The sequence below is a fragment of the Pseudoalteromonas sp. H103 genome (assembly GCF_001469205.1).
GTDB lineage: Bacteria > Pseudomonadota > Gammaproteobacteria > Enterobacterales > Alteromonadaceae > Pseudoalteromonas > Pseudoalteromonas carrageenovora.
On the sequence record NZ_LOFG01000015.1, the window covers coordinates 519,396 to 543,263 of the forward strand.

Consider the following 23,868-nt stretch of genomic DNA (forward strand, 5'->3'; position numbering starts at 1 on the left):
ATTCGAATATAAGGGCCCCATTTCTTTTAGGTTTACCTTTTACTTTTAAGTGCAATTTTTAACTGTTCTAAATGGCCATTTAATTTGCGCTGCGCTTTAGCTGCATCTTCAATCGTGACGTATTTAAACTTTACTGAATCGCCCGGTCTAAATTGTGCGAACTGATGAAGATCAGCTTCTATTACCGTCCCAAGTAGAGGATAGCCACCAGTAGTTTGAGCATCATTTAGTAATACAATAGGTTCACCGTTTGGGGGTAATTGTATGCTCCCTGGGCTAACGCCTATTGATGGCAGTGAGTGAGTATGTGTAAGGGAATTGGCTGCGTTTTCAAGCCTGACTCCCATGCGGTTACTATTGTGGGATACCTTAAAGCGTGTATTTACAAAAGTATCTGTAATTTCTTGACCAAGGGTGTTGCTATGTGGACTTGAGTGAACCCTAATTATTTGCCGTTTAGCAGGGGTTAACGCACCTGTTTGTTTAAAGTCATTATTAATGTATTCGTCTATAGGTAAAATATCGCCTGCGCTAAGCGCATTGCCATTAAGCCCGCCAAAACATGCATTTAAATCAGTAGCGCGCGACTCCATAATAAGCGGTGTTTTAATACCACCTTTAACCGCTAAATAGGCTCTTAAGCCTGCGCGACCTGTATTAAAGCACATAGTTTGATTGGCTTTGACGTTATAACTCCAGCCTGGGTAAATTGGTTCACCATCAATGCTTGCTTGTAAGTCGGCACCATGAAGCGCTATTACTGAGCTACATAAAAACGTCAACTCGCATAAACCAACAGTGATCTCAAGCACTGCATCGTTGTCATTATTATTAATTAAACGATTAGCAATAATTTGTGAGTAGGGATCTAAACTGCCTGTTTTACTTACCCCTAAGTGTCTATAACCTGTACGACCAAGATCTTGAACGCTCAATTGAACACCCGGTTTTATCACTTTAATCATGTTTAATACCCTTGCTTAAACTACACGGAACAAACTCAAGCGTATCACCTGGGTTAATTAAGCATGGGGTTTGTAGAGTATGATCAAATAATAAAGTGTTAGTGTGTCCAATAATATGCCAACCACCAGGAGTGTCGGTTGGGTAAATGGCTGTTTTGTCAGCACCAATGGCAACAGACCCTTTTGGTACCTTTGTGCGGGGTTCACTGCGCCTAGGGGTCTGCAAACGTTCATCAAGTCCATGTAAGTAAGCAAACCCAGGTTGAAAACCTAAAAATAAAACGTGGTAGTGGGTTTTACTATGGATACTAATAACGTCTTCAGTGGTTAAATTATTATATTTGGCAACGTAGGCTATATCTTCGCCGTTATAAACAGTATTAATTTTATGATGCTGAGATTTAAAAGACGCACTTTTAATGTCGCCCCAAATTGCTAATAGTGATTTTTGCCATTTATTTAAATTTTCAGCGTTTTTTAAATACAAGGTAAGAGAGTTCATCGCGGGTACTACATCAGCAAAGTCGCCGCTTTGTTTACAATGTGCTGTAAGTGCCCAAATTTTCTTTTGGATGGAGAGTACGTTATCTGGCTCTAAATGCGATGCATCAAAGAGTAATGAGCTGTTACTTAATGCATAAACGTAAGGGATTTGACTCATAAATAACCCGATTAAAACAACATGCTCTAACGCTAACACAGATAAATTAATTAGTTCATAGTGTTGCGATGAATGAAGCGGCATAAATAATTAGTTACCCTGATCTCGATTTCTTATAAACGCAAAGATGAAATTAAATATGCGTTAAGAGGGTCTTACTTAGCACGTACATGTTTAAGAGGCATTTTATGAAACACCAGCATTTATTATATTTATCGGGCGCAGCTATTATATTTAGCGCAGGTAGTTTTGCTTTATCGATGGAAAAAGTAGAACACAGTAATTTAGAAGCCACAACGCATGTTGAAACCATAGTATTAGGCTCTGGGTGTTTTTGGGGAGCTGAAAAACGTTACGAAGCGCTAAATGGCGTGATTAATGCGGAGTCGGGTTATGCTGATGGAAGCGGTTTTAAAGCTACGTATAATAACATTACTGATCAATCACGCCGGTTTGATGAAAATAATTACGCTGAAGTTGTACAAGTTATGTATAACAGCAATATTATTTCCTCAGAGGATTTACTTAAAAATTACTTTGAAAGCCACGATCCAACGCAAATAAATCGCCAAGGTAACGATGTCGGTACTCAGTATCGCTCAGTTATTTTAACCACTTCAGATAAACAAGCCGAAATTGCAAACCAAGTTAAGTCGCAGTATCAGCAATTATTAACTGCCGCTAGTTATGGCAACATAACCACTCAAATTAAAGCGCTTGAAGGGTTTGTATCAGCCGAAGAGTATCACCAAAATTATCTCGAAAAGAACCCAAATGGTTATTGCCCAGATCATTCTACCGGTGTTGTTTTTAATAAAAAACCAACTGAAGAAGTTGATAACGCCATGCTTTTAACCGGCAAACAAATTGTTGTTCTTGATTCACGAGAGTACTGCCCATACTGTGAAAAGTTTAAAAAAGCAGTGGCTAACGATTATAAAGGCACAGTGCCTATGTCGTTTCGTCATGCAGATCAGCTTGAAGGTTTAAAAATTAAATCGGCAACGTGGGCTACGCCTACCATACTTTTTTTAGAAAATGGTGAAGAAGTATACAGTCGTCAAGGTTATGCAAGCCCAGAGGAGTTTTATAAAGCATTAGGTGCATTTAAATTAGGCGATAGTGATGCCTATAAGGTTGCTTTTAATGCCCGTACAGACAGACCTTATTGTAAAGAGTACAAAGAGTTTAAAAACACACCCGATGGCACGTTTGTAGATAAGCTAAGTGGTGAGCCACTATTTGATACACGCGATAGGTTTAACTCCGGCACAGGTTGGCTTTCATTCAAGCATCCTGTTAAAAATAGTGTCACTCAACACGATGATAGTAGCTGGGGTATGACACGCATTGAACTTAGATCTAAAAGCACAGGCATTCATTTAGGGCATTTATTTCCAGGCGAGGGGCCAAGAGGCACAGACCGTTACTGTATTAATGCAACGGTGCTTGAGTTTATCCCACGTGATAAAAGCTAAACATTAATAGTAAAGCCCGATTTAATCGGGCTTTACTATTTATATAGGAAAACTTTAACAAATCATGACTATGATATATAAATTAAATTAAGAATTTAAAATAGGATGAACATCATTATTAAATTGCTTAACTACATAGCGCTGATTTATGGAGCTATAACTACGAGCTTTGTAGTAGCCCAGCCAATTGAGAAGTACGTAGTCGGTGTAGAAAATATAGAATACCTTCCTTACTACGATGGTAGCGGTACAAATAAACTTGATTACTTTGGTTTTAGCCGTGATTTATTAGAAATGTTTGCTGATAAGCAGGGTATAAAACTAGAGTTTTATTCACTACCTATTCCACGATTGTATAAAGAGTTTATAGAGCATCACCACGTAGACTTTAAATATCCTGATAACCCTAATTGGCAAGTGGGTTACAAACAGACGCTTAATACAGCTATTAATTATTCTGAACCCTCTTTAGTTACTCATACAGGCATAGTAAGTTTAAAACAAAATATTACACTCAAAGACTGTAAATCACTTGCTAAGGTGCGCGGTTTTACTTTGCAAGGATTAAATGAACTCACCACCAAGCCATCACTAAAAGTAGTTGAAACCAACAACGTAATCGAAATGATCTACTTACTATACAAAGAGCGAATAGACTGCATATACATATCTCATGATGTACTTGAATATAACTTAGGCGCGTTTTTTGACACCACAGTGCCGGTTTATTTTCAGCACCATTTACCAGTAGATGAGCAAGCCTTTTTATTATCTACAATAAATTATCCTAAGTTAGTTGAAAAATTTAATGCTTTTTTAAAAAACAATAAGCAAAAAATAAATGCACTTAAGCTAAAGCATAAGATAATCATTGAATAAATAGGGGGGATAATAAAAACGGCCCATATAAAGTCACCACCTTACATGAACCGCTTTTCACACTGACAACATCTTACACACAATATAAGATTAGGTTTGCTACAAAGTAGCTAATTTGATTACTGGGTGGAGCTGGTGGAATAAAAAACAGTTCAAACTAAGTCACCACCTAATTAGAACTGCTTTTTCACACTGACAACATCTTACACACACAATATAAGATTCGGTTTGCTACAACGTAGCTAATTTTATTACTGCGTGGAGTTGGTGGAATAAAAAACAGTTCAAATTAAGTCACCACCTAACTTGAACTGCTTTTTCACACTGACAACATCTTACACACACAATATAAGATTCTTTTATTACCTAGTTAGAGCTATCACCTCTAAAAAGGTTGCATTTATTTGGTGCAAAACAATAAATTACTTTAAATAACTACAGATATTTCATTGCTTGTTTGCGATGGATTAACTTTAAAATAAACCTACAAACTCGACAAACGATAAAAATAAAACTAATAAGTGAAAAAAATTAAGTTATAGACTTTAGTCTAGGGTGGGTTTTTAAGTGCTTGTTTATTAATAAGTAAAACTAAAAGATCGCAAAGGGGAATAATAGGGCGGCGATTAAGTAACTATTTTTAAATAATTAAAAAGTAGTATTGCGTGCTTTAGGTCCTCGTCGCCCTATATAAGTTAACTTTGAATTTTTCGAAAAGTAGATACAACCCATTTTGCAAATAAATCTAGTGCCGGATTGGGTGTGTTAGTTTCATGCTGAACTAAGTAATATTTATCTTTAGTGGTAAGGGGCCGCTCAAAAAGTTTATATAACCATTGTTCATCAATCCAACTTTGACTAATTGGTAATGGAATAAGTGAAATGCCTATACCTTGCTGTGCTGCCCGTGCTACACCAAACATACTGTCTATCTGAATAATTTGTGTAGGCGAAAAGTCATCAATCCCGGCTTTTTCAGCCCACTGATGCCATGCCCACGGGCGCGCTTTATGTAGAATAAGCGGTACTTGATTAAGCGCTTGGCAATGATCGTCTTTCCATTGCTTTAAAAGCTTTTCATTACATGCAGGTATGTACTCAAGATTAAACAGCTCTGTAGCTAAGCCTTCAGTGGGTTTACTCGATGACAAAACAATCGATAAATCACTATGACGCGTTAACTCTTTACGGGTTTTTAGCGTATCCATTTGCAAGTTTATATTAGGATGCTCTGACGTCCACTCACTTAGCTTTGGCATAAGCAATTCGCTGGCAAAAAATTCAGGCAAGGTAATTGTTAAATTAGTATTTTGTTGCATTTGACTAAACTCATTAATAGTGCCCTCCAGGGTGCTAATAATGGGAGATATAGCATCAAAAAAGTTTTTACCTGCTGTAGTTAAACTAATAGAGCGTGTTTTACGTTGGAATAGCTCTATTCCAAGTTGTTCCTCAAGTTGTTTTATTTGATGGCTTACCGCAGACGGGGTTAAGTACAGCTCATTGGCTGCATGCTTAAAACTTAAACTTCTTGCTGCAAAGCAAAAAGAGCGGAGGCCACGTATAGGAGTTTGCATGTTTTCCAGTATTATTTAATTTATTAAGACGCCTATGTAAGGCAAAAATCGAACCAACTATTTAATATAATAATATCAATTAGTTAAAAATAAAATTGACGCTAGTTCACAAAAAAGGTGCAGACTATCTACAAATTAGTGCAATTAATCTAAGCGCTTACATTTTATTTATAACGCTATTATAGATATAAATTTACTACAGATGTATGAATAAGACAGTAATAGGCAAAAAAAATCCCTCTTGCGAGGGATTTTGGGTAACTCAGCGCCATTGGCACTGGGAATGAGGTCGGTACATGGTAAAGCTATTCAAATTTATGTGATTAGTAACATAATTTAAAAAACCATTTCTGGTACTTCACCGTCAACAAGTAATTTACCTGCTGTTTTACTAATTATTTCATCAACTGATACGCCAGGAGCACGTTCTAATAAATGAAATGCGCCGTCTTTAACTTCTAATACGGCTAAATCTGTTACTATCTTTTTAACGCAATTAACGCCTGTAAGCGGTAAAGAGCAGTTTTCTAGCAATTTAGAATCACCATGCTTACTTGCATGGGTCATAGTAACAACAATATTTTTCGCGCCAGCGACTAAGTCCATCGCGCCACCCATGCCTTTAATCAGCTTTTTCGGGATCATCCACGACGCAATGTTGCCGTTCTGGTCAACTTCAAATGCACCCAGAACGGTTAAGTCTACATGACCACCCCGTATCATGGCAAAACTATCTGCACTATTAAATATGGCTGCGCCTGTTGCAGCTGTCACGGTTTCTTTACCCGCGTTGATCATATCGGCGTCTAATTCTTCCTTAGTAGGGTATGGTCCCATGCCTAACAGACCATTTTCGGACTGTAACATAACTTCTATGCCATCAGGTACATAGTTTGCGACGAGTGTCGGAATTCCTATGCCTAAATTAACGTAATAGCCGTCTTGTAGTTCTTGTGCAACGCGTATTGCAACTTGTTCACGTGATAATGCCATAACTGTGCTCCTGCTTAATCTCGTGTTGTTACACGTTCAATGCGTTTTTCAAAGTTACCTTTAATAACGCGATTTACAAAAATACCTGGGGTATGAATTTGGCTGGGCTCAAGCTCACCGGGTTCTACAATTTCCTCTACTTCGGCAACGGTAATTTTACCTGCTGTTGCCGCCATAGGGTTAAAGTTCATAGCGGTGTGTCTAAACACTAAATTTCCGTATCGGTCGGCTTTCCATGCTTTTACAATGGCAAACTCACCCGTTATAGACTCTTCTAAAATATAAGGGCGACCGTTAAATTCTTTAACCTCTTTACCCTCAGCAACAGGGGTACCGTAACCTGTTGCAGTATAAAATGCCGGGATACCCGCACCGCCTGCACGCATTTTTTCAGCAAGCGTGCCTTGTGGGGTAAGCTCTACATCTATTTCGCCGCTAAGAAGTTGTTGCTCGAATAGGGCGTTTTCGCCAACGTATGAGGCAATCACTTTTTTTATTTGTTTGTCTTTGAGTAAAATACCCAACCCAAAGTCATCTACACCGCAGTTATTAGAAACTACCGTTAGCTCTTTAGTTTTCATGTGCTTAATTTGTTTAATTAAGCCCTCAGGAATGCCGCATAAGCCAAAACCACCAGCAATTACGGTATCGCCATCTTTTAAACCTGCCATTGCAGCTTCGTAACTAGAAACCACTTTATCAAAACCGGCCATGAGACTCTCCTCATTGTGTTAACTGCCATTTGGCGAGTCAAACTATTATTTTTGTGTGTTGTGCAGTGCAATTGCCACTTTACTTACAGGGGCTTTACCTAGTGCTTGCGTAATTTGCCAACCTGCGTTACTTAACCTTTGTAAATCAATTCCGTGCGTTATGCCAAGCCCATTGAGTAAGTAAACCACATCTTCAGTGGCAACATTTCCTGACGCACCCTTTGCATAAGGGCACCCGCCAAGGCCTGCAACAGCGGCATCAACCGTTGCTATTCCTAAGCTCAGTGCTGCGTAAATATTTGTGAGCGCTTGGCCATAAGTATCATGAAAGTGAACCGCTAATTTAGTCTTATCTATGTGTTGTAATAATAAAGATAACACCTCGGTAATTTTATTGGCGGTACCAACTCCTACGGTATCGCCAAGGCTTACCTCATAACAGCCAAGTGCAAGTAGCTTTTGTGTTACTTCTAGCACTTTTTGTGGCGCTATGTCACCTTCGTATGGGCAACCAGCAATGCAGCTTACATAACCACGCACGCGTATGTTATTGGCTTTTGCAAACGCCATTACTTCACTAAAGCGTTCAATACTCTCATCAATGCTGCAGTTTATGTTTTTTTGGCAAAACGATTCGCTTGCAGCAGTAAAAATAGCAAATTCTTTAACACCTGCATCCAGTGCAGCTTGGGCACCTTTTAAATTAGGCGTAAGGGCGCTTAAATTTACGTGGGGTAAATCAAGCGCTTTTATCACGTCTGCTGAGTCGGCCATTTGTGGCACCCATTTAGGTGATACAAATGCACCTGCTTCTATATCTTTTAAGCCTGCATCACTGAGTGCATTAATTAAGGTGATTTTATCTTTTGAAGACACCGCTTTTTCGTTTTGCAGACCATCGCGGACACCCATTTCTACAATACGCACTTTTTTAGGAAAGGCGGTCATTACGATGCCTCCTGCGCCGTGGTATCTTCTACAATTGCAAGTAGGGCACCATGGGTTACAAGTTCGCCCTCGGCAAAACAATAACTTTGTAAAATACCATCGTGTGGAGCGCTCAGCGTGTATTCCATTTTCATGGCTTCAATAATCACTACGGCATCGCCTTTAGTAATGGTGCTACCTACATCAGCTAAATGCTTAACCACAGTGCCATTAAGTGGCGCCGCAAGGGGCAGGGCGTCGCTTTCATGGCTGCTAATGTAATGTTTAGTGTTTAAAGCAAGCTTGATTTGCAGCGCAGCAAACATCACGCTAATACTGTTATCAACGTGGCTTACGTGGGCGGTAAATTTTTCGCCATTAATAAACACGCTGCATACGTTTTGGATTATTTCACCGGTAACCTCAAACGGTTTTTCATTATGGTTAATGACATAACCCGTTTTAGTTTTAACGGCGTTTATAGGTAAATCTGTAAATGGAACATCCACTTTTTGCGGTGCATTAAGCGTAAAACCACTTAATTGTTGCCAAGGGCTTGAACTTTGAACAGCTGCGTTTTTAGCGCTAAGCGATTCAAGGTAGGTAAAGGCTGCAATTACGTGTGCTTTTTCAAGTGCGATACTGTCAATACTCACCAATGCATCACCTTGCTCAGCAATAAAGTGGGTACTTGGCGCACCTTGAGCAAACGTAGGGTGGCTTGCTAAGTTATGTAAAAAGCCAATGTTAGTGCTAAAACCCGCTAAGTGAAATTGCTCAAGTGCATGGCGTAAACGCGATAATGCTTGCTCTCGGTTATCATCATGCACAATCAGTTTTGCAATCATAGGGTCGTAAAACGGGCTTATTTCATCGCCTTGTGCAATACCGGTATCAATACGTACAAACTCACTGTTAAGTGGTGTGCTTAACGCTTCTATTGTGCCCGAGCAGGGAATAAAGTCGTTACTTGGATCTTCTGCATAAATACGCGCTTCAAAACTATGACCCTGTAATTGAATATCACTTTGTGTTAATGGCAGCGTTTGCCCAGCGGCAATATTAATTTGCCAATTAACTAAATCTACGCCAGTTACCATTTCTGTCACGGGGTGTTCTACTTGCAGGCGCGTGTTCATTTCCATAAAGAAAAACTCATCACCGCACAGCAAAAACTCAACGGTACCTGCACCTCTGTAATTTATTGCCAGGGCACAGCGTACTGCGGCTTCACCCATTTCTTTGCGTAGTTCATCGCTTAAACCAGGCGCTGGCGCTTCTTCAATAACTTTTTGATGACGGCGCTGCAGGGAACAATCCCGATCACCTAAATAAACACAGTTACCGTGGTTATCGGCAAATACCTGTACTTCAACATGGCGAGGCTGGTTAACGTAGCGCTCAAGCAGTACTAAGTCGTTACCAAAACCGGCTATTGCTTCACGCTGTGCGCCCTCAAGCGCACTTATAAAGTCTTTGGCTTGCTCAACAACGCGCATGCCTTTACCGCCGCCGCCAAAGGCCGCTTTAATGAGCACGGGGTAGCCAATTTTTTCAGCCTCAGATTGTAAAAAAGTAGGGTCTTGGTTATCACCATAATACCCAGGCACTAATGGCACATTGGCAGCGGCCATTATTTCTTTAGCGCGGGTTTTAGAGCCCATAGCTTCTATGCTGCTTGCAAGTGGGCCAATAAACGCAATGTTGTTTGCTTCACAGGCTTTAGCAAATTCGCTGTTTTCAGATAAAAATCCATAACCTGGGTGAATACAGTCAGTGCCTGCATTTTTAGCGACTTGCAAAATTTTATCGGCGACTAGGTATGAGTCTTTACTTGGTGCTGGGCCAATGTGGTAGGCCTCATCAGCCATTTTTACATGTTGTGCATGTTTGTCGGCGTCAGAATAAACAGCAACTGTCGTTAGGCCCATTTGTTTTGCACTTCGCATTACACGGCATGCAATTTCACCACGGTTGGCAATTAATATCTTTTTTAAAGTGTGTGTGTTCATAGTTAATCCTACAGTTGCCAAGCGGGAGGGCGTTTATCAAAAAAGGCACTTAGCCCTTCTTGGCCTTCGTCCGATACACGAATTTTTGCAATACGTTCGGCCGTGAGCTCAATAAGTTCATCGTTAATTGGCTTATTTGCTACATCATTTATTAATGATTTAGCGGCTTTTACAGCTACTGGGCCGTTATCGATTAATGTTTGCAGTATATTATCGACCGTACAGTCTAAATTACCGGTTACCTGATGAACCAAACCAAGTTGTTTTGCTGTGTGGGCATCAAACACCTCGGCGGTTAAAAAGTAGCGGCGCGCAGCGCGCTCACCAATTGCTTTAATTACATAGGGGCTAATTACCGCAGGGATAAGTCCTAATTTTACTTCACTTAAGCAAAACTGGGCGTCATCTTTACTTAGGGCAATATCGCAACATGCAATTAAGCCCAGAGCTCCGCCAAACGCAGCGCCTTGTACAGCACATATGGTTGGATGAGGGGAGGTCGCTAACACCTGCATTAATTTAGCGAGCTGCATAGAGTCGGCAAGGTTATCGGCGTAATTGTTATCAGCCATTGATTTCATCCAGGCTAAATCGGCACCTGCAGAAAAATGCTCTCCTTCAGTTTTTAAAATCAAAGCGCGAATATCGAGCGTATTTGCATGCTCTATGCACTGAATTAGCTCGTGTATTACTTCACTATTAAATGCGTTACGTTTTTCAACTCGGCTTAAAACAAGTACAGCCACATTAGATTTTGTTATTTGTAGTGTTACTGACATTTTTCGCTCCGGTTACATTCTAAATACGCCAAACTTAGAGTCTTGCTCTGGTGCATTTTTAGCTGCACTTAAGGCAAGGCCTAATACGTTACGAGTATCGGCAGGGTCAATAATGCCGTCGTCCCACAAGCGCGCGCTTGCGTAATACGGATGGCCTTGCTCTTCGTATTGATCAATAATTGGCTTTTTAAAATCGCTAACTTCTTGCTCGCTCATGCTATGGCCTTTACGTGCTAAACCATCTTGCTTAACTTGAGCCATTACACCTGCGGCTTGCTCACCGCCCATTACTGAAATACGGGCATTGGGCCACATCCACATCATGGTTGGTTCAAATGCGCGGCCACACATACCGTAGTTACCAGCGCCGTAAGAGCCACCAATTAGCACCGTAAATTTTGGCACATCGGCACACGAAACCGCCATCACCATTTTAGCGCCGTGCTTTGCTATGCCTTCAGCTTCGTATTTTTTACCCACCATAAAGCCGGTAATATTTTGTAAAAACACTAAAGGAATATTGCGCTGTGCACATAGTTGAATAAAGTGCGCGCCTTTTTGCGCCGACTCACTAAATAAAATGCCGTTATTAGCCACTATGCCAACAGGGTTACCATAAATGCTGGCAAAACCGGTGACGAGCGTTTCACCAAAGTAACGTTTAAATTCATCAAACGATGAGTCGTCCACTGTGCGCGCTATTACTTCACGTACATCAAACGGCTTTTTAAGATCGGTACCTACAATGCCATAAAGCTCGTTTATATCGTAACGTGGCGGTTTAACATCCTCTAGCTCTTGTTTAAGTAACGGGGCTGTAGGGCGCGTGTAATTAATACGCTCAATACATTGGCGCGCAATAGACAGCGCATGCTCGTCATTTTCTGCAAAGTGGTCAGCCACCCCCGATGTTTTACAATGCACATCGGCGCCGCCTAATTCTTCAGCGCTTACTACTTCACCTGTGGCTGCTTTTACAAGTGGCGGGCCTGCTAAAAATATAGTGCCTTGCTCTTTTACAATTATGCTTTCATCGGCCATTGCGGGTACGTAGGCGCCACCTGCGGTACACAAACCCATTACCACAGCAATTTGAGGAATTCCTTTACCCGACATACGGGCTTGGTTATAAAAAATGCGGCCAAAATGCAATTTATCAGGAAATACATCGTCTTGCTCTGGCAGGTTGGCACCGCCCGAATCAACTAGATAAATACACGGTAAGTGGCAGCGCTCGGCTATATCTTGCGCGCGTAAATGCTTTTTAACGGTAAGCGGAAAGTACGTACCGCCTTTTACCGTGGCATCGTTTGCAATGATCATACATTCAATGCCTTTAACACGGCCAATACCGGCAACTACACCCGCACAGGCAATTTCTTGCTCATACACACCAAAGGCTGCAAATTGTGAAATTTCTAAAAACGGTGAGCCTTCATCTAATAAAGTGCTAATACGGTCGCGTACAAATAACTTACCTCGGCCTTCGTGACGCTCTTTTAAAGCAGCGCCGCCGCCCAAGCTAATGGCGGCTACTTTGCTTTGTAAATCATCAACTAAAGACGCCATGTTTTTGTGATTTTGCACAAAAGTAGGATCGTGAGGATTAACGCTCGATTTTAATATCGTCATAATTTAATCCTTAACGGCTTTCGGTGAATAGTTCGCGGCCAATTAGCATGCGGCGTATTTCTGATGTGCCAGCGCCAATTTCGTATAATTTGGCATCACGTAGTAAGCGGCCTGTGGCGTATTCGTTTATGTAGCCGTTACCCCCTAAAATTTGAATGGCATCTAGCGCCATTTTGGTGGCAAGTTCAGCAGCGTATAAAATGGCGCCGGCGGCATCTTTACGGGTGGTTTCGCCGCGGTCACACGCTTTTGCAACAGTATAAACGTATGAGCGCGCTGCGTTCATTTGCGTATACATGTCGGCTACTTTGCCTTGAATTAACTGAAATTGACCAATAGGGGTGTCAAACTGTTTACGCTCATGAATGTACGGCACAACTATATCCATACACGCTTGCATTATGCCAAGGGGGCCTGCAGCAAGTACCACTCGTTCGTAATCTAGGCCGCTCATAAGTACTTTAACGCCTTCGTTTAAGTTACCTAAAATGTTCTCTTCGGGTACTTCGCAGTTTTCAAACACCAGTTCACAGGTGTTAGATCCACGCATGCCAAGCTTGTCGAGCTTTTGCGCGGTAGAGAACCCAGCAAAGCTGCTTTCTACAATAAAAGCGGTAATGCCTTTAGCGCCGGCTTCTAAATCTGTTTTTGCGTAAATAACAAATGTATGTGCGTCGGGGCCATTGGTGATCCACATTTTATTACCATTTAAAATGTACTTATCGCCTTTTTTCTCGGCTTTAAGTTTCATAGATACCACGTCAGAGCCTGCGTTTGGCTCGCTCATGGCAAGGGCACCAATGTGTTCGCCGCTAATAAGCTTTGGTAGGTATTTTTCTTTTTGTGCTTGGTTACCGTTACGGTTAATTTGATTTACACACAAGTTTGAATGCGCACCATAACTTAAGCCAATTGAGGCACTAGCTCGGCTAATTTCTTCCATGGCTATTACATGCTCTAAGTAACCTAAGCCTGCACCGCCAAAGTCTTCAGATACGGTCATGCCTAGTACACCCATTTCGCCCATTTGCGGCCAAAGCTGATTAGGAAACGCGTTATCTATATCGGTTTGTTCAGCCAGTGGCGCAATTTCTTGGCTTGCAAAGCTATTTACGTGGTCGCGGATCATATCGGCGGTTTCGCCAAGGCCAAAGTTCATCTCTTTATAAAGTGAAATAGTGCTCATGATTCATTCCTGTGTGTGTTGTCAGTGTGTTTTTATTATTAAAATAGGCTACTCGTCTATTTTATTAAGTGTTTCTCTGCAGCGGCGCTCCGCTGTCACTAATTCCATAAGCACAACTTTTATGTCGTCCATTTGCTGAGAAAGGTCGGCTTTTTTCTCTGCAATTAAATCGAGCATAGTCACCAGCTGTTTAGCGCTTGATTTATCAGCGTCGTACAGTTCAAACAAACGGCCTGTTTCAGCCAATGTAAAGCCTAAGCGTTTGCCTCGCAGTATTAGTTTTAAGCGAACTTTGTCGCGTTTTGAATAAATACGGGTTTGGCCATTGCGCTCTGGGCTTACTAAACCTTGGTCTTCGTAAAAACGAATAGAGCGGGTGGTAATATCAAACTCTTTAGCTAAATCGCTAATACTAAAGGTTTGATCGTTACTGCTTGGTGCTTTTGCAGAACTTGCAAAGTTTGTTTGGTTATCTGGTTTCATAGTTGTGTTTACCTCATTCGAATAACTCCAATATAAGTGAAGTTTACGTAAAGGTAAAGCTTGGTGTGGTATGAAACTATTTATAAAGGAGTGCTGATGTGAAATGTTAAGTTATATTATTAATATTCAATAGTTTATTTTTATTAATTGTTCACTTCGCCGTTACTGGAAAATAATGCTTACACTTTTAAAACTAAAAATTAAACGCTTTTTAGTTGACGTTAGCGTAAACGTTAGTATTGTGTAAGGGTGTTAAACAATAAATGAATACTAAATTAATAGAGCAAATATTCTAACAACTATTTGCATATAAATACAACGGAGTTAATTATGACTTTAGAATCAGTGGTAATTGTAGCAGCAAAGCGTACGCCAATGGGCGGGTTTATGGGCGCATTGACCGATGCACAATCTACCGAGCTTGGCGCAACCGCCATTGCAAGTGCGCTTGCACAAACTGGTTTAGCAAATGATGCAATAGATGAAGTAATTATGGGCTGTGTATTGCCAGCGGGCCTTGGCCAAGCGCCAGCACGCCAAGCAATGTTAAAAGCAGGCCTTGCTCTGGGCACGGGGGCTACCACCATTAATAAAGTATGTGGCTCTGGTTTAAAAGCCGCCATGCTCGCTAACGACTTAATTAAAGCGGGCTCAATTAGCAGTGCAATTGCTGGTGGCATGGAAAGCATGAGTAACGCACCGTATTTTATACCTAAAGCACGTGGCGGTATGCGTATGGGCCACGGCGAAATTAAAGATCATATGATGAGCGATGGCCTAGAAGATGCTTACGATAACAAAGCAATGGGCTGTTTTGCACAAGATACTGCCGATGAGTACGGCATTGGCCGTGAGCAAATGGATGAGTTTGCACTTAGCTCGTTAAGTAAAGCTAATGCGGCAATTGAAAACGGCAGCTTTGAAAACGAAATTGCGCCGCACACCATAAAAACCCGCAAGGGCGGTGTAACCGTATCGGTTGATGAGCAACCCGGTAATGCCCGCCCAGAAAAAATACCAAGCCTGCGTGCTGCCTTTAAAAAAGACGGCACCATCACTGCGGCTAATTCATCGTCAATTTCTGATGGTGGCGCAGCGCTTATATTAATGAGCGAATCAAAAGCTAAAGAGCAAGGCTTAACACCGCTTTGTAAAATTGTAGCGCACAGCACGCACTCTCAAAAACCAAGCGAATTTACTGTAGCACCTGTGGGCGCTATGAACAGTGTGCTTGAAAAAGCAGGCTGGACAACTGCTGATGTTGACCTGTGGGAAATTAACGAAGCCTTTGCCATGGTTACCATGCTTGCTATTAACGAATTAAAACTTGATGAGAGCAAAGTCAACGTAAACGGTGGGGCGTGTGCTCTTGGCCACCCAATTGGTGCCAGCGGCGCGCGAATTTTAGTCACGCTTATTCACGCACTTAAAAACCGTGGCCTTAACAAAGGAATTGCGTCTTTATGTATTGGTGGCGGCGAAGCTGTAGCCATGGCTGTAGAGGCTTACTAACAAAAAAGTTAATTAACTAACAGCAACTAAAATGCACCGTACTCATACTAATAACAAAACGGTGCCATTTTTTAAAAGAACACACTAACAACAGGATTTACCAATGCACCAAGTTCCACTACTTATAAACGGCGAATTTGTTCAGTCGGCTTCAAACGAGCTTATTGATGTAATTAACCCAGCAAACCAAGAAGTACTTGCGCAAGTTCCATGCACTACCGACTCAGAAATGGATGCAGCGATTGCCTCGGCCTCAGAAACATTTAAAACATGGAAAGAAGTGCCCATTACCGAGCGGGCTCGCATTATGATGAAATACGCGGCGCTGTTAAAAGAGCACCACGATGAGCTTGCGACCATTATTTGCCACGAACTAGGTAAAACGTTTGAAGATGCAAAAGGCGATGTATGGCGCGGTATTGAAGTAGTAGAACAAGCAGCTAACGCACCATCACTAATGATGGGCGAAACAATGGAAAATGTTGCCCGTAAAATCGATACCTATTCTTACATGCAGCCCCTTGGCGTATGTGCAGGCATTACGCCGTTTAACTTTCCGGCGATGATCCCACTTTGGATGTTTCCGCTAGCTATTGTATGTGGTAACACCTTTATTTTAAAACCCTCTGAGCAAGACCCTCTCACACCAATGCGTTTAGCTGAGCTATTTATTGAAGCCGGCGCACCAAAAGGCGTATTGCAAGTTGTACACGGTACAAAACCACAAGTAGACCGCTTATTAGAAGACAAAGCCGTACGTGCAATTTCGTTTGTGGGTTCGTGTGGCGTAGGTGCCTATATTTATTCTAAAGGCACACAAAACCTTAAGCGCGTACAAGCGTGTGTGGGTGCTAAAAATCACATGGTTATTATGCCAGATGCAAGTAAATCGCACGTGGTAAATAACCTAGTTGGCGCATCGGTTGGTGCAGCAGGCCAGCGTTGTATGGGTATTTCGGTGGCTGTGTTTGTAGGCCAAGCAAGTGAGTGGGTAGATGAAATAAAAGCAGGCTTTAAAAACGTACGCCCAGGCGTGTGGGATGACAAAGACGCAGCCTACGGCCCACAAACATCAAAAGCCGCAAAAGAGCGTATTTTATCGCTTATAGCAAGCGGTAAGGAGCAAGGCGCCACCTGTTTAATTGATGGCTCAAACTACACAGTAGAGGGCTTTGATCAAGGTAACTGGGTTGGCCCAACTCTATTTACCGATGTGACAAAAGAAATGGACTTATACAAAGAAGAAATATTTGGCCCTGTGCTTGCGTGTATGTTTGTAGATACGCTTGATGAGGCAATTGCCCTTATTAACGAAAGCCCGTACGGCAACGGTACCTCGTTATTTACCTCAAGTGGTGCTGCGGCTCGTAAATTTCAACACGAAATAGAAGTAGGCCAAGTGGGTATTAATGTGCCTATACCGGTGCCGCTGCCGTTTTTCTCGTTTACGGGTTGGAAAGGCTCGTTTTACGGTGATACACACACCTATGGTAAGCAAGGTATACGTTTTTACACAGAAACTAAAACCATTACCTCACGTTGGTTTGAAGACGACATCGCTTCAGGTCCAAACATGAGCATTAATTTAAAATAAACACACTCAAAAATAATAATAAAGAAGGGCGCAAAGGCTAAACCCGCTGACAAGCAACTAGAACACACACATCAGCCTTTGCCGCTCTTCACTCATTTACCCTAATGGGACACACTAACAACACAATTAAAGAGGTCTACCATGGACTTTAACTTATCAGAAGATCAACAAGCCTTTGCAGAAACTGCACGCCAATTTGCAGAATCAGAACTTGCTCCACATGCAGCAAAGTGGGATCGCGAGCATATTTTTCCTAAAGATACAATTAAAGCAGCGGGCGAGCTTGGCTTTTGCGGTTTATACACGCCAGAGGAAGCCGGCGGCCTTGGTTTATCACGCTTAGATTCAAGCATTATATTTGAGCAGCTTGCGATGGGCTGTACAGCTACAACGGCCATGCTAACTATTCATAATATGGCGACCTGGATGGTAGCAAGTTTTGGTACAGATGCAGTTAAAGATGCATACGTAGAGCAACTAGTAATGGGCGAGCTACTTGCCTCTTATTGTTTAACTGAGCCAGGGGCGGGCTCAGATGCAGCATCACTAAAAACAAAAGCTGTGCTTGAAGGTGATGAGTACGTTATTAACGGCTCAAAAATGTTTATATCGGGCGCAGGTGAAACTGAAGTTTTAGTGGTTATGGCGCGTACCGGTGGCGAAGGTGCTGCGGGTATTTCGGCATTTGTAGTCCCTGCCGACGCACAAGGCGTTGAATACGGTAAAGCAGAAGAAAAAATGGGTTGGAACGCACAACCAACACGCTTAATTAGTTTTGAAGATGTACGTATTCCGGCGCATAACTTATTAGGTAAAGAGGGTGAAGGCTTTAAATTTGCCATGCAAGGCCTAGATGGCGGGCGTATTAATATTGCCACGTGCTCAATTGGTACAGCACAAGCTGCGCTAAACACGGCAAAAGAGTACTTAAAAGAGCGCACTCAATTTGGTAAGCCTCTGGCTGCGTTTCAGGCTTTGCAATTTAAAATTGCAGATATGAACACCGAGCTTGTAGCTGCACGCCAAATGGTAAGGCTGGCGGCATTTAAACTTGATACCGGCGATAGTGAAAAAACCACCTATTGCGCCATGGCTAAACGCTTTGCCACCGACGTTGGCTTTACTGTGTGTAACGAGGCACTGCAAGTACATGGTGGTTACGGTTACATAAAAGAATACCCGCTTGAGCGCCATGTACGTGATGTACGCGTTCATCAAATTTTAGAAGGCACTAACGAAATTATGCGTGTAATTATAGCGCGCCGTATTTTAGCCGAGTCTGCAAGCGACGTTTTATAAGGAGCAAGTTATGTCACAATCTAACCCGAGTATTGAACTGACTACCGAAGGCCATGTTGCTATTTTAACTATGTGTAACCCACCAGCTAATACCTGGACAAAAGACACCTTAATTGATTTAAAAAACAAAGTTAACGAGCTTAATAACAACAAAAACATTTATGCCTTAGTGCTTACTGGCGAAGGCGAGAAGTTTTTTAGCGCCGGGGCCGATTTAAACGTATTTGCTAGTGGCGATAAAGGCGTTGCCGCTGATATGTCGCGTGTATTTGGTGAAGCCTTTGAAGCACTGACTAATTTTACAGGGGTGTCGGTTGCGGCCATTAACGGTTATGCCATGGGCGGCGGACTAGAAGTAGCGCTTGCGTGTGATATACGCATAGCAGAAGAGCAAGCACAAATGGCACTGCCAGAGGCAAAAGTGGGTTTGTTACCGTGCGCGGGTGGTACGCAAAATTTAGCATGGCTTGTAGGTGAAGGCTGGGCAAAACGCATGATTTTATGTGGCGAGCGCTTAAAAGCCGATAAAGCCCTGCAAATTGGCTTAGTAGAAGAAGTTGTACCACAAGGCGAAAGCTTTGCAGCGGCATTAAAACTTGCCAATCAAGTAAGCGAACAAAGCCCAAGCTCGGTAGCTGCATGTAAAACGCTTATACAAAAAGGCCGCCATCAACCTATGGCGAGTGTATTACCACTTGAGCGTGAATTGTTTGTTGGATTGTTTGATACACAAGATCAACAAGAGGGCGTTAATGCCTTTTTAGAAAAACGCCGCGCAAATTGGGTAAATGGCTAATGAGTAATTTAACGTTATTAAATAATGCCGACGACCCCGTGCTATTTGAAACGGCAAGTGCAGAAAACGGCAGCTTAATTGGGCTTATTACACTCAACGTACCTAAAGCATTAAACGCCCTTAATTTTGACATGATCAAATTACTCGAGCCGCAATTGCGGGCTTGGCAAAGCGATGATGCAATTGCAATGGTATTGCTAAAAGGCGCAGGGGATAAAGCATTTTGCGCTGGTGGCGATGTAGTGAGTCTTCATCATGCAATGGCGCAAGGTAAACCAACAAGCTTAGTGGAAGACTTTTTTACCCTAGAGTACCAGCTTGACTACCTTATTCATTGCTACGAAAAACCACTTTTAGTATGGGGTAATGGCATTGTTATGGGCGGTGGTTTAGGCCTAATGGCCGGTGCTAGCCACCGCGTAGTAACCGAAACATCGCGCATTGCTATGCCAGAGCAAACCATAGGCTTATACCCAGATGTAGGCGGTAGTTACTTTTTACATAAAATGCCACAAGGTTTGGGGCTATTTTTAGGGTTAACATCGGCCTCTATTAATTGTGAAGATGCACGCTTTGTATCGCTTGCCGATCACTTTATCGACAGCACTAAATATGATGCCATGCTAGCGCAAATTTTAGCGGCTAAGTGGGGCAAAACCGCAAGCTTAAATCATGAGCGTTTGACTAAATTATTAACCGATTTAGATAACCAATCTGCGCGTATGCCCAAAGGCAATATTAAAGCTAACTTAGCAACCATTCAAAAATTAGCTGAATTTAATACGCTACAAGAACAAGTTGATTATATTTTAGGCCTAGCTACTGACGATAAATGGCTGCAACGCGCCCAAAAATCACTTAAGCATGGTTGCCCACTAAGTTGCGCGCTAGTAAGTGAGCAGCTAAAAGCCAGTAAAGGCAAAAGCTTACTAGCGTGTTTTAAAATGGAGCTGGGTATGTCGGTACGCGCTGGTGAAGTAGGTGAATTTCAAGAAGGCGTAAGAGCACTATTAATAGATAAAGACGGCGCGCCTAATTGGCAATACAAAACACTGAATGATGTACCACAAGCCATAATAGAGAGCTTTTTTGCTAACCGTTTTGGCGAAAATCACCCACTCAATAGCTTAGACACCCCAACACACACATAAAGGAAAGACGATGACTAAACTCAATATTGGTTTTATCGGCTTAGGTAATATGGGCGGTCCTATGGCGGCTAATTTAATTAAAGCCGGCCATAATGTTACAGCATTTGATTTAAACCAGTCGGTCTTAAATGAACTTGCAAGTAAAGGCGCACACGCAGCTGAAAATGCAAATGCATGTGCATGTGCAACCAATGCCGATATACTTATTAGTATGTTACCTGCGGGCAAACATGTTAAATCACTTTATTTAGGCAATAACGATGATAGCGGCTTAATTAAGGTACTTAGCAAAAACACCTTAGTGATAGATTGCTCAACAATAGATGCAGAGTCGGCCCGTGTGGTTGGCAGCGCACTTGGCGAGCAGGGTATTAGCTTTGTAGATGCACCGGTATCGGGCGGTGTTGCTGGAGCAACCGCAGGCACGCTTACGTTTATTGTTGGTGGTAGTAAAGCCGCGTTTAATACCGCACAACCTGTGCTTAATGATATGGGTAAAAACATATTTCATGCAGGCGATATTGGCGCAGGACAAGTTGCAAAAATATGCAACAACATGCTTCTCAGTATTTTAATGGCAGGTACGAGCGAAGCCCTGCAAATGGGTATTAATAATGGGCTAGATGCAAAAGTACTTAGCGACATTATGACTGCAAGCTCTGGCCGTAACTGGACCCTTGAACTTTACAACCCATGCCCAGGCGTAATGGATACATCCCCTGCAAGTAACGATTACAAACCGGGCTTTATGGTCGATTTAATGGCTAAAGATTTAGGGCTTGCCATGGAAGCCGCGCAGCAAAGTAATTCTTCAACCCCAATGGGTTCAATGGCTAAAAATTTATACACTATGCTACAGCACCAAGGTGCTGGCAGTGATGATTTTAGCGCCATTTTTAAACTGTTTTCTAAGTAGGAGCAAGGCGTGGAAATTAAAAATAACACGGTCGTAATAACCGGTGGCGCACAAGGCTTAGGCTTTGCAATGGCGCAAAAATTTGCCCTTATGGGCGCTCACATCGCACTTATAGATATGGCGCAAGAGTTATTAAACACAGCGTGCGAGAAACTAACACAGCTGGAAGGTGTATCTGGCACTATTAAAGGCTACGCCGCAAACGTAACTGTTGAGAGCGAAGTAGAAAACGTATTTAATACCATTAATAGCGATTTTGGCCACATTGGCGTGCTTATAAACAACGCTGGCATTTTACGCGACGGCATGTTTATAAAAGCAAAAGACGGCAAAGTGGTTAAAAAAATGTCCCTTGAGCAATTTCAATCAGTGATTGATGTAAACCTGACAGGTGTGTTTTTAGCAGGGCGAGAAGCTGCAAGCCACATGATTGAATCAGGCAAAGGCGGCGTAATAGTGAATATGTCGAGCGTAGCGCGCGCAGGTAACATAGGGCAAACAAACTACGCGGCATCAAAAGCAGGCGTAGTGGCACTTACCACCACGTGGGCTAAAGAGCTTGGCCGTTTTGGTATACGCGTAGGCGCTATTGCACCAGGTGTAATAAGCACCGCCATGACCGACGCCATGAAACCCGAAGCCAAACAGCGCATGCTTGCAGTAACACCCGTAGGGCGTTTAGGCGAAAGCGACGAAATTGCCCATACTGCACAGTACATAATCGAAAACGACTTTTTCACTGGTCGCGTGGTTGAAATAGACGGCGGTATTCGTTTGTAAACCGAACTAGGTTAAGATTGATTTAAAAAGCATGGCGCTTGTGGGCTGTGCTTTTTTGTTTTAAAAAATGCCTAATAAGAGTGGCTTTTGAATCACCTCTTTAAATAATAAGCTCAACCTCATTATCTCCCATTGTTGTTGGGTGCCTCATAGAGTTAAATCGAATAAACGAAGCTATCCAGTATAAATACGCTTTAATGGTACTTTTATCATAACGCTTTAGATACATTTGTTCGGCTATCATAGTTAAAAAAGGTGATTTCATGATATGAATCTCTAGCAAAATTTAACTGTATATATAGACAGTGTGTATTGTTTTGTCCAGTATTACTGATCTCCACCATTTCGGTGTATTTGTGCATTGATTAAAAAATATTTTCCAGTTAACTAATTGTTTACAGGTGTTTATTTGATGGTTAAGATAAATGCACTGTAATATATGGACATTTGTCGGTTTATAAAACGACAAATGTCGTAGACAAAATTGTTATGTGCTTGGAGTTAGTATTGGTCAAAATAGTAGAAGAACTAATTGTTAGCGGGAAATGGCTCTATGATGAAGCTGTAGATATGGAGGCTCATATTATTAAAACTAATTTCAAGCCTGGTTCTGGCGACCACGAAGATGAACCTGTCGTTAGAGAGGATCGTTTTGGTGAGTTTTATGGTCTTCATATTGGCGCATACTCAAATACTTCTACTTTTCAGGGAGGAGCATATTCGTCAATTGAAGAAGCACAAAAATATGCGTCAACGGTGTGTCCATCACTAGTATGGAACAAGCGTGAGCCTCGCACATAACAAACAGCTCAATCCGACCTCCACTGCGTTGCTCGTTTTGTGCTTTTCCGCTACGCTCGCACAAAACAATCAACTCCGTTCCGGCGGCTTAGCTGGGCGTTGGTATGACTCCCACTGTCAAGTTAAACGCACTGATCCCTGCCTAACTTTTTTAAGCCATAATTACTTTAGCTCGAATTAGAGCGAGTTAATACATAAGATGAAGCAAGTAATTTCGTCGGTTATCTTGCTGATATTCGTTGGTTATTACTATTTCTAGCAACAGAGCAGACCTTACTTATTCCGTCGTGGCACCTGTCTTCAGTCTATGTTCGTGGTTCAATGCAGCGTTAGCTGCATTGCCATCCTAACGCCGTCGGTGGTTGTGCCACACCCGATGCTTGATCCCATGCATTAACTCTAATTCGTTTATCATGCGGGTACTCTTGCCAATCTAAGTTTTGCGTTCACTGGCGTAAGTACCACTTCTTTTGCAATGGCCCATATGTACGCAATCATTTCTCGGGCAATTGCGGTGACAACAAGGTTGTAGTGTTTCCCTTTGGCTATCATTTTTTTATAGCGCTTGCAGAGCCTAAGTTGTGCTTTCCACGCAATATCAATAATGTCCTTTGGTAAACCTTCTTGTCGTTTTTGCATATCTGTCGATATATTTGCCGCATACCGATAAGTGTGTGCACCTTCAACGAGAAGGCGTCTTGCTCGGCCGTTTCCGCATTTTGTGATAGCGCCAA

Annotated in this window: 22 protein-coding genes and 1 pseudogene; 10 read left to right on the forward strand and 13 right to left on the reverse strand. The window is 42.1% G+C overall.

The genetic code is table 11. The features are described 5' to 3' along the window. Positions 1–32: 32 nt before the first annotated feature. Entirely contained in the window at positions 33–965 is a 933-nt protein-coding gene (locus ATS74_RS12085; protein WP_058549136.1) for a biotin-dependent carboxyltransferase family protein, read from the reverse strand. After that, the gene (pxpB, locus tag ATS74_RS12090; protein ID WP_058549177.1) at positions 958–1,626 is read right to left on the reverse strand and encodes a 5-oxoprolinase subunit PxpB; all 669 of its coding nucleotides are present in this window, start codon (positions 1,624–1,626) and stop codon (positions 958–960) included. Before pxpB ends, ATS74_RS12085 begins: the two co-directional genes overlap by 8 nt. A 188-nt stretch (positions 1,627–1,814) precedes the next feature. Between pxpB and msrA the strand changes: the two genes are divergently transcribed. Continuing rightward, positions 1,815–3,104, forward strand: a complete 1,290-nt coding sequence (msrA, locus tag ATS74_RS12095) for a peptide-methionine (S)-S-oxide reductase MsrA (protein ID WP_058549137.1) — start codon at positions 1,815–1,817, stop codon at positions 3,102–3,104. 105 nt (positions 3,105–3,209) lie between these two features. Then, positions 3,210–3,983, forward strand: coding sequence for a transporter substrate-binding domain-containing protein (locus ATS74_RS12100; RefSeq protein WP_058549138.1), 774 nt, complete (start codon positions 3,210–3,212; stop codon positions 3,981–3,983). 695 nt (positions 3,984–4,678) lie between these two features. Here the strand turns inward: ATS74_RS12100 and ATS74_RS12105 are convergent. The 9 genes from ATS74_RS12105 to ATS74_RS12145 form a co-directional block, all read right to left on the reverse strand. Then, the gene (locus ATS74_RS12105; RefSeq protein ID WP_058549139.1) at positions 4,679–5,560 is read right to left on the reverse strand and encodes a LysR family transcriptional regulator; all 882 of its coding nucleotides are present in this window, start codon (positions 5,558–5,560) and stop codon (positions 4,679–4,681) included. 336 nt (positions 5,561–5,896) lie between these two features. After that, on the reverse strand, positions 5,897–6,553 hold the full coding sequence (locus tag ATS74_RS12110) for a CoA transferase subunit B (protein ID WP_058549140.1): 657 nt from the start codon (positions 6,551–6,553) through the stop codon (positions 5,897–5,899). Between the two features lie 14 nt (positions 6,554–6,567). Next, the gene (locus tag ATS74_RS12115) at positions 6,568–7,266 is read right to left on the reverse strand and encodes a CoA transferase subunit A (protein WP_058549141.1); all 699 of its coding nucleotides are present in this window, start codon (positions 7,264–7,266) and stop codon (positions 6,568–6,570) included. Positions 7,267–7,311: 45 nt separating this feature from the next. After that, a complete protein-coding gene (locus tag ATS74_RS12120; RefSeq protein ID WP_058549142.1) occupies positions 7,312–8,214 on the reverse strand; it encodes a hydroxymethylglutaryl-CoA lyase in 903 nt (300 codons plus the stop codon). Beyond that, a complete protein-coding gene (locus tag ATS74_RS12125) occupies positions 8,214–10,205 on the reverse strand; it encodes an acetyl/propionyl/methylcrotonyl-CoA carboxylase subunit alpha (RefSeq protein ID WP_058549143.1) in 1,992 nt (663 codons plus the stop codon). Before ATS74_RS12125 ends, ATS74_RS12120 begins: the two co-directional genes overlap by 1 nt. 8 nt (positions 10,206–10,213) lie before the next feature. Then, positions 10,214–10,984: an enoyl-CoA hydratase/isomerase family protein gene (locus ATS74_RS12130; protein WP_058549144.1), complete on the reverse strand. Its 771-nt coding sequence runs from the start codon at positions 10,982–10,984 to the stop codon at positions 10,214–10,216. Positions 10,985–10,996: 12 nt separating this feature from the next. Then, complete coding sequence (locus ATS74_RS12135; RefSeq protein ID WP_058549145.1) at positions 10,997–12,616, reverse strand: carboxyl transferase domain-containing protein; 1,620 nt, start codon at positions 12,614–12,616, stop codon at positions 10,997–10,999. A 10-nt stretch (positions 12,617–12,626) separates the two neighbouring features. After that, entirely contained in the window at positions 12,627–13,802 is a 1,176-nt protein-coding gene (locus tag ATS74_RS12140) for an isovaleryl-CoA dehydrogenase (protein ID WP_058549146.1), read from the reverse strand. A gap of 48 nt (positions 13,803–13,850) precedes the next feature. Next, positions 13,851–14,285: a MerR family transcriptional regulator gene (locus ATS74_RS12145; RefSeq protein ID WP_055253512.1), complete on the reverse strand. Its 435-nt coding sequence runs from the start codon at positions 14,283–14,285 to the stop codon at positions 13,851–13,853. 330 nt (positions 14,286–14,615) lie between these two features. Here ATS74_RS12145 and ATS74_RS12150 point away from each other — a divergent pair, with 330 nt between their 5' ends. The 7 genes from ATS74_RS12150 to ATS74_RS12180 all read left to right on the forward strand — a co-directional run bounded on the left by ATS74_RS12150 (position 14,616) and on the right by ATS74_RS12180 (position 22,333). Next, positions 14,616–15,797, forward strand: coding sequence for a thiolase family protein (locus ATS74_RS12150; RefSeq protein WP_058549147.1), 1,182 nt, complete (start codon positions 14,616–14,618; stop codon positions 15,795–15,797). A gap of 103 nt (positions 15,798–15,900) precedes the next feature. Continuing rightward, entirely contained in the window at positions 15,901–17,391 is a 1,491-nt protein-coding gene (locus tag ATS74_RS12155; RefSeq protein ID WP_058549148.1) for a CoA-acylating methylmalonate-semialdehyde dehydrogenase, read from the forward strand. 141 nt (positions 17,392–17,532) lie between these two features. Then, positions 17,533–18,690 carry an acyl-CoA dehydrogenase family protein gene (locus tag ATS74_RS12160; protein ID WP_058549149.1) on the forward strand — a complete coding sequence of 386 codons (1,158 nt, stop codon included), beginning with the start codon at positions 17,533–17,535 and terminating at the stop codon, positions 18,688–18,690. A gap of 10 nt (positions 18,691–18,700) precedes the next feature. After that, a complete protein-coding gene (locus ATS74_RS12165; protein WP_058549150.1) occupies positions 18,701–19,486 on the forward strand; it encodes an enoyl-CoA hydratase in 786 nt (261 codons plus the stop codon). Next, positions 19,486–20,637 (forward strand): enoyl-CoA hydratase/isomerase family protein, encoded by a 1,152-nt coding sequence (locus tag ATS74_RS12170; protein WP_058549151.1) that lies wholly within the window; start codon positions 19,486–19,488, stop codon positions 20,635–20,637. Before ATS74_RS12165 ends, ATS74_RS12170 begins: the two co-directional genes overlap by 1 nt. Positions 20,638–20,647: 10 nt before the next feature. Then, positions 20,648–21,553 carry a 3-hydroxyisobutyrate dehydrogenase gene (gene mmsB / locus ATS74_RS12175; protein ID WP_058549152.1) on the forward strand — a complete coding sequence of 302 codons (906 nt, stop codon included), beginning with the start codon at positions 20,648–20,650 and terminating at the stop codon, positions 21,551–21,553. Between the two features lie 9 nt (positions 21,554–21,562). Continuing rightward, positions 21,563–22,333, forward strand: coding sequence for an SDR family oxidoreductase (locus ATS74_RS12180; protein ID WP_058549153.1), 771 nt, complete (start codon positions 21,563–21,565; stop codon positions 22,331–22,333). A gap of 100 nt (positions 22,334–22,433) precedes the next feature. On the opposite strand, the gene ATS74_RS19735 is transcribed toward ATS74_RS12180, so the two are convergent. Then, positions 22,434–22,598 (reverse strand): phage integrase N-terminal SAM-like domain-containing protein, encoded by a 165-nt coding sequence (locus ATS74_RS19735; protein ID WP_227006931.1) that lies wholly within the window; start codon positions 22,596–22,598, stop codon positions 22,434–22,436. 305 nt (positions 22,599–22,903) lie between these two features. Here ATS74_RS19735 and ATS74_RS12185 point away from each other — a divergent pair, with 305 nt between their 5' ends. Then, positions 22,904–23,134, forward strand: a complete 231-nt coding sequence (locus ATS74_RS12185; protein ID WP_131692412.1) for a hypothetical protein — start codon at positions 22,904–22,906, stop codon at positions 23,132–23,134. Positions 23,135–23,545: 411 nt separating this feature from the next. On the opposite strand, the pseudogene ATS74_RS12190 reads toward ATS74_RS12185, so the two are convergent. Further along, positions 23,546–23,868 (reverse strand): annotated as a pseudogene (locus ATS74_RS12190) (IS110 family transposase); the annotation flags it as partial.

Coding starts and splice junctions, on each gene's coding strand:
- ATS74_RS12085 (WP_058549136.1), bottom strand. CDS start 965: ATGATTAAAGTGATAAAACCGGGTGTTCAATTGAGCGTTCAAGATCTT.
- pxpB (WP_058549177.1), bottom strand. CDS start 1,626: ATGAGTCAAATCCCTTACGTTTATGCATTAAGTAACAGCTCATTACTC.
- msrA (WP_058549137.1), top strand. CDS start 1,815: ATGAAACACCAGCATTTATTATATTTATCGGGCGCAGCTATTATATTT.
- ATS74_RS12100 (WP_058549138.1), top strand. CDS start 3,210: ATGAACATCATTATTAAATTGCTTAACTACATAGCGCTGATTTATGGA.
- ATS74_RS12105 (WP_058549139.1), bottom strand. CDS start 5,560: ATGCAAACTCCTATACGTGGCCTCCGCTCTTTTTGCTTTGCAGCAAGA.
- ATS74_RS12110 (WP_058549140.1), bottom strand. CDS start 6,553: ATGGCATTATCACGTGAACAAGTTGCAATACGCGTTGCACAAGAACTA.
- ATS74_RS12115 (WP_058549141.1), bottom strand. CDS start 7,266: ATGGCCGGTTTTGATAAAGTGGTTTCTAGTTACGAAGCTGCAATGGCA.
- ATS74_RS12120 (WP_058549142.1), bottom strand. CDS start 8,214: ATGACCGCCTTTCCTAAAAAAGTGCGTATTGTAGAAATGGGTGTCCGC.
- ATS74_RS12125 (WP_058549143.1), bottom strand. CDS start 10,205: ATGAACACACACACTTTAAAAAAGATATTAATTGCCAACCGTGGTGAA.
- ATS74_RS12130 (WP_058549144.1), bottom strand. CDS start 10,984: ATGTCAGTAACACTACAAATAACAAAATCTAATGTGGCTGTACTTGTT.
- ATS74_RS12135 (WP_058549145.1), bottom strand. CDS start 12,616: ATGACGATATTAAAATCGAGCGTTAATCCTCACGATCCTACTTTTGTG.
- ATS74_RS12140 (WP_058549146.1), bottom strand. CDS start 13,802: ATGAGCACTATTTCACTTTATAAAGAGATGAACTTTGGCCTTGGCGAA.
- ATS74_RS12145 (WP_055253512.1), bottom strand. CDS start 14,285: ATGAAACCAGATAACCAAACAAACTTTGCAAGTTCTGCAAAAGCACCA.
- ATS74_RS12150 (WP_058549147.1), top strand. CDS start 14,616: ATGACTTTAGAATCAGTGGTAATTGTAGCAGCAAAGCGTACGCCAATG.
- ATS74_RS12155 (WP_058549148.1), top strand. CDS start 15,901: ATGCACCAAGTTCCACTACTTATAAACGGCGAATTTGTTCAGTCGGCT.
- ATS74_RS12160 (WP_058549149.1), top strand. CDS start 17,533: ATGGACTTTAACTTATCAGAAGATCAACAAGCCTTTGCAGAAACTGCA.
- ATS74_RS12165 (WP_058549150.1), top strand. CDS start 18,701: ATGTCACAATCTAACCCGAGTATTGAACTGACTACCGAAGGCCATGTT.
- ATS74_RS12170 (WP_058549151.1), top strand. CDS start 19,486: ATGAGTAATTTAACGTTATTAAATAATGCCGACGACCCCGTGCTATTT.
- mmsB (WP_058549152.1), top strand. CDS start 20,648: ATGACTAAACTCAATATTGGTTTTATCGGCTTAGGTAATATGGGCGGT.
- ATS74_RS19735 (WP_227006931.1), bottom strand. CDS start 22,598: ATGAAATCACCTTTTTTAACTATGATAGCCGAACAAATGTATCTAAAG.
- ATS74_RS12185 (WP_131692412.1), top strand. CDS start 22,904: ATGGAGGCTCATATTATTAAAACTAATTTCAAGCCTGGTTCTGGCGAC.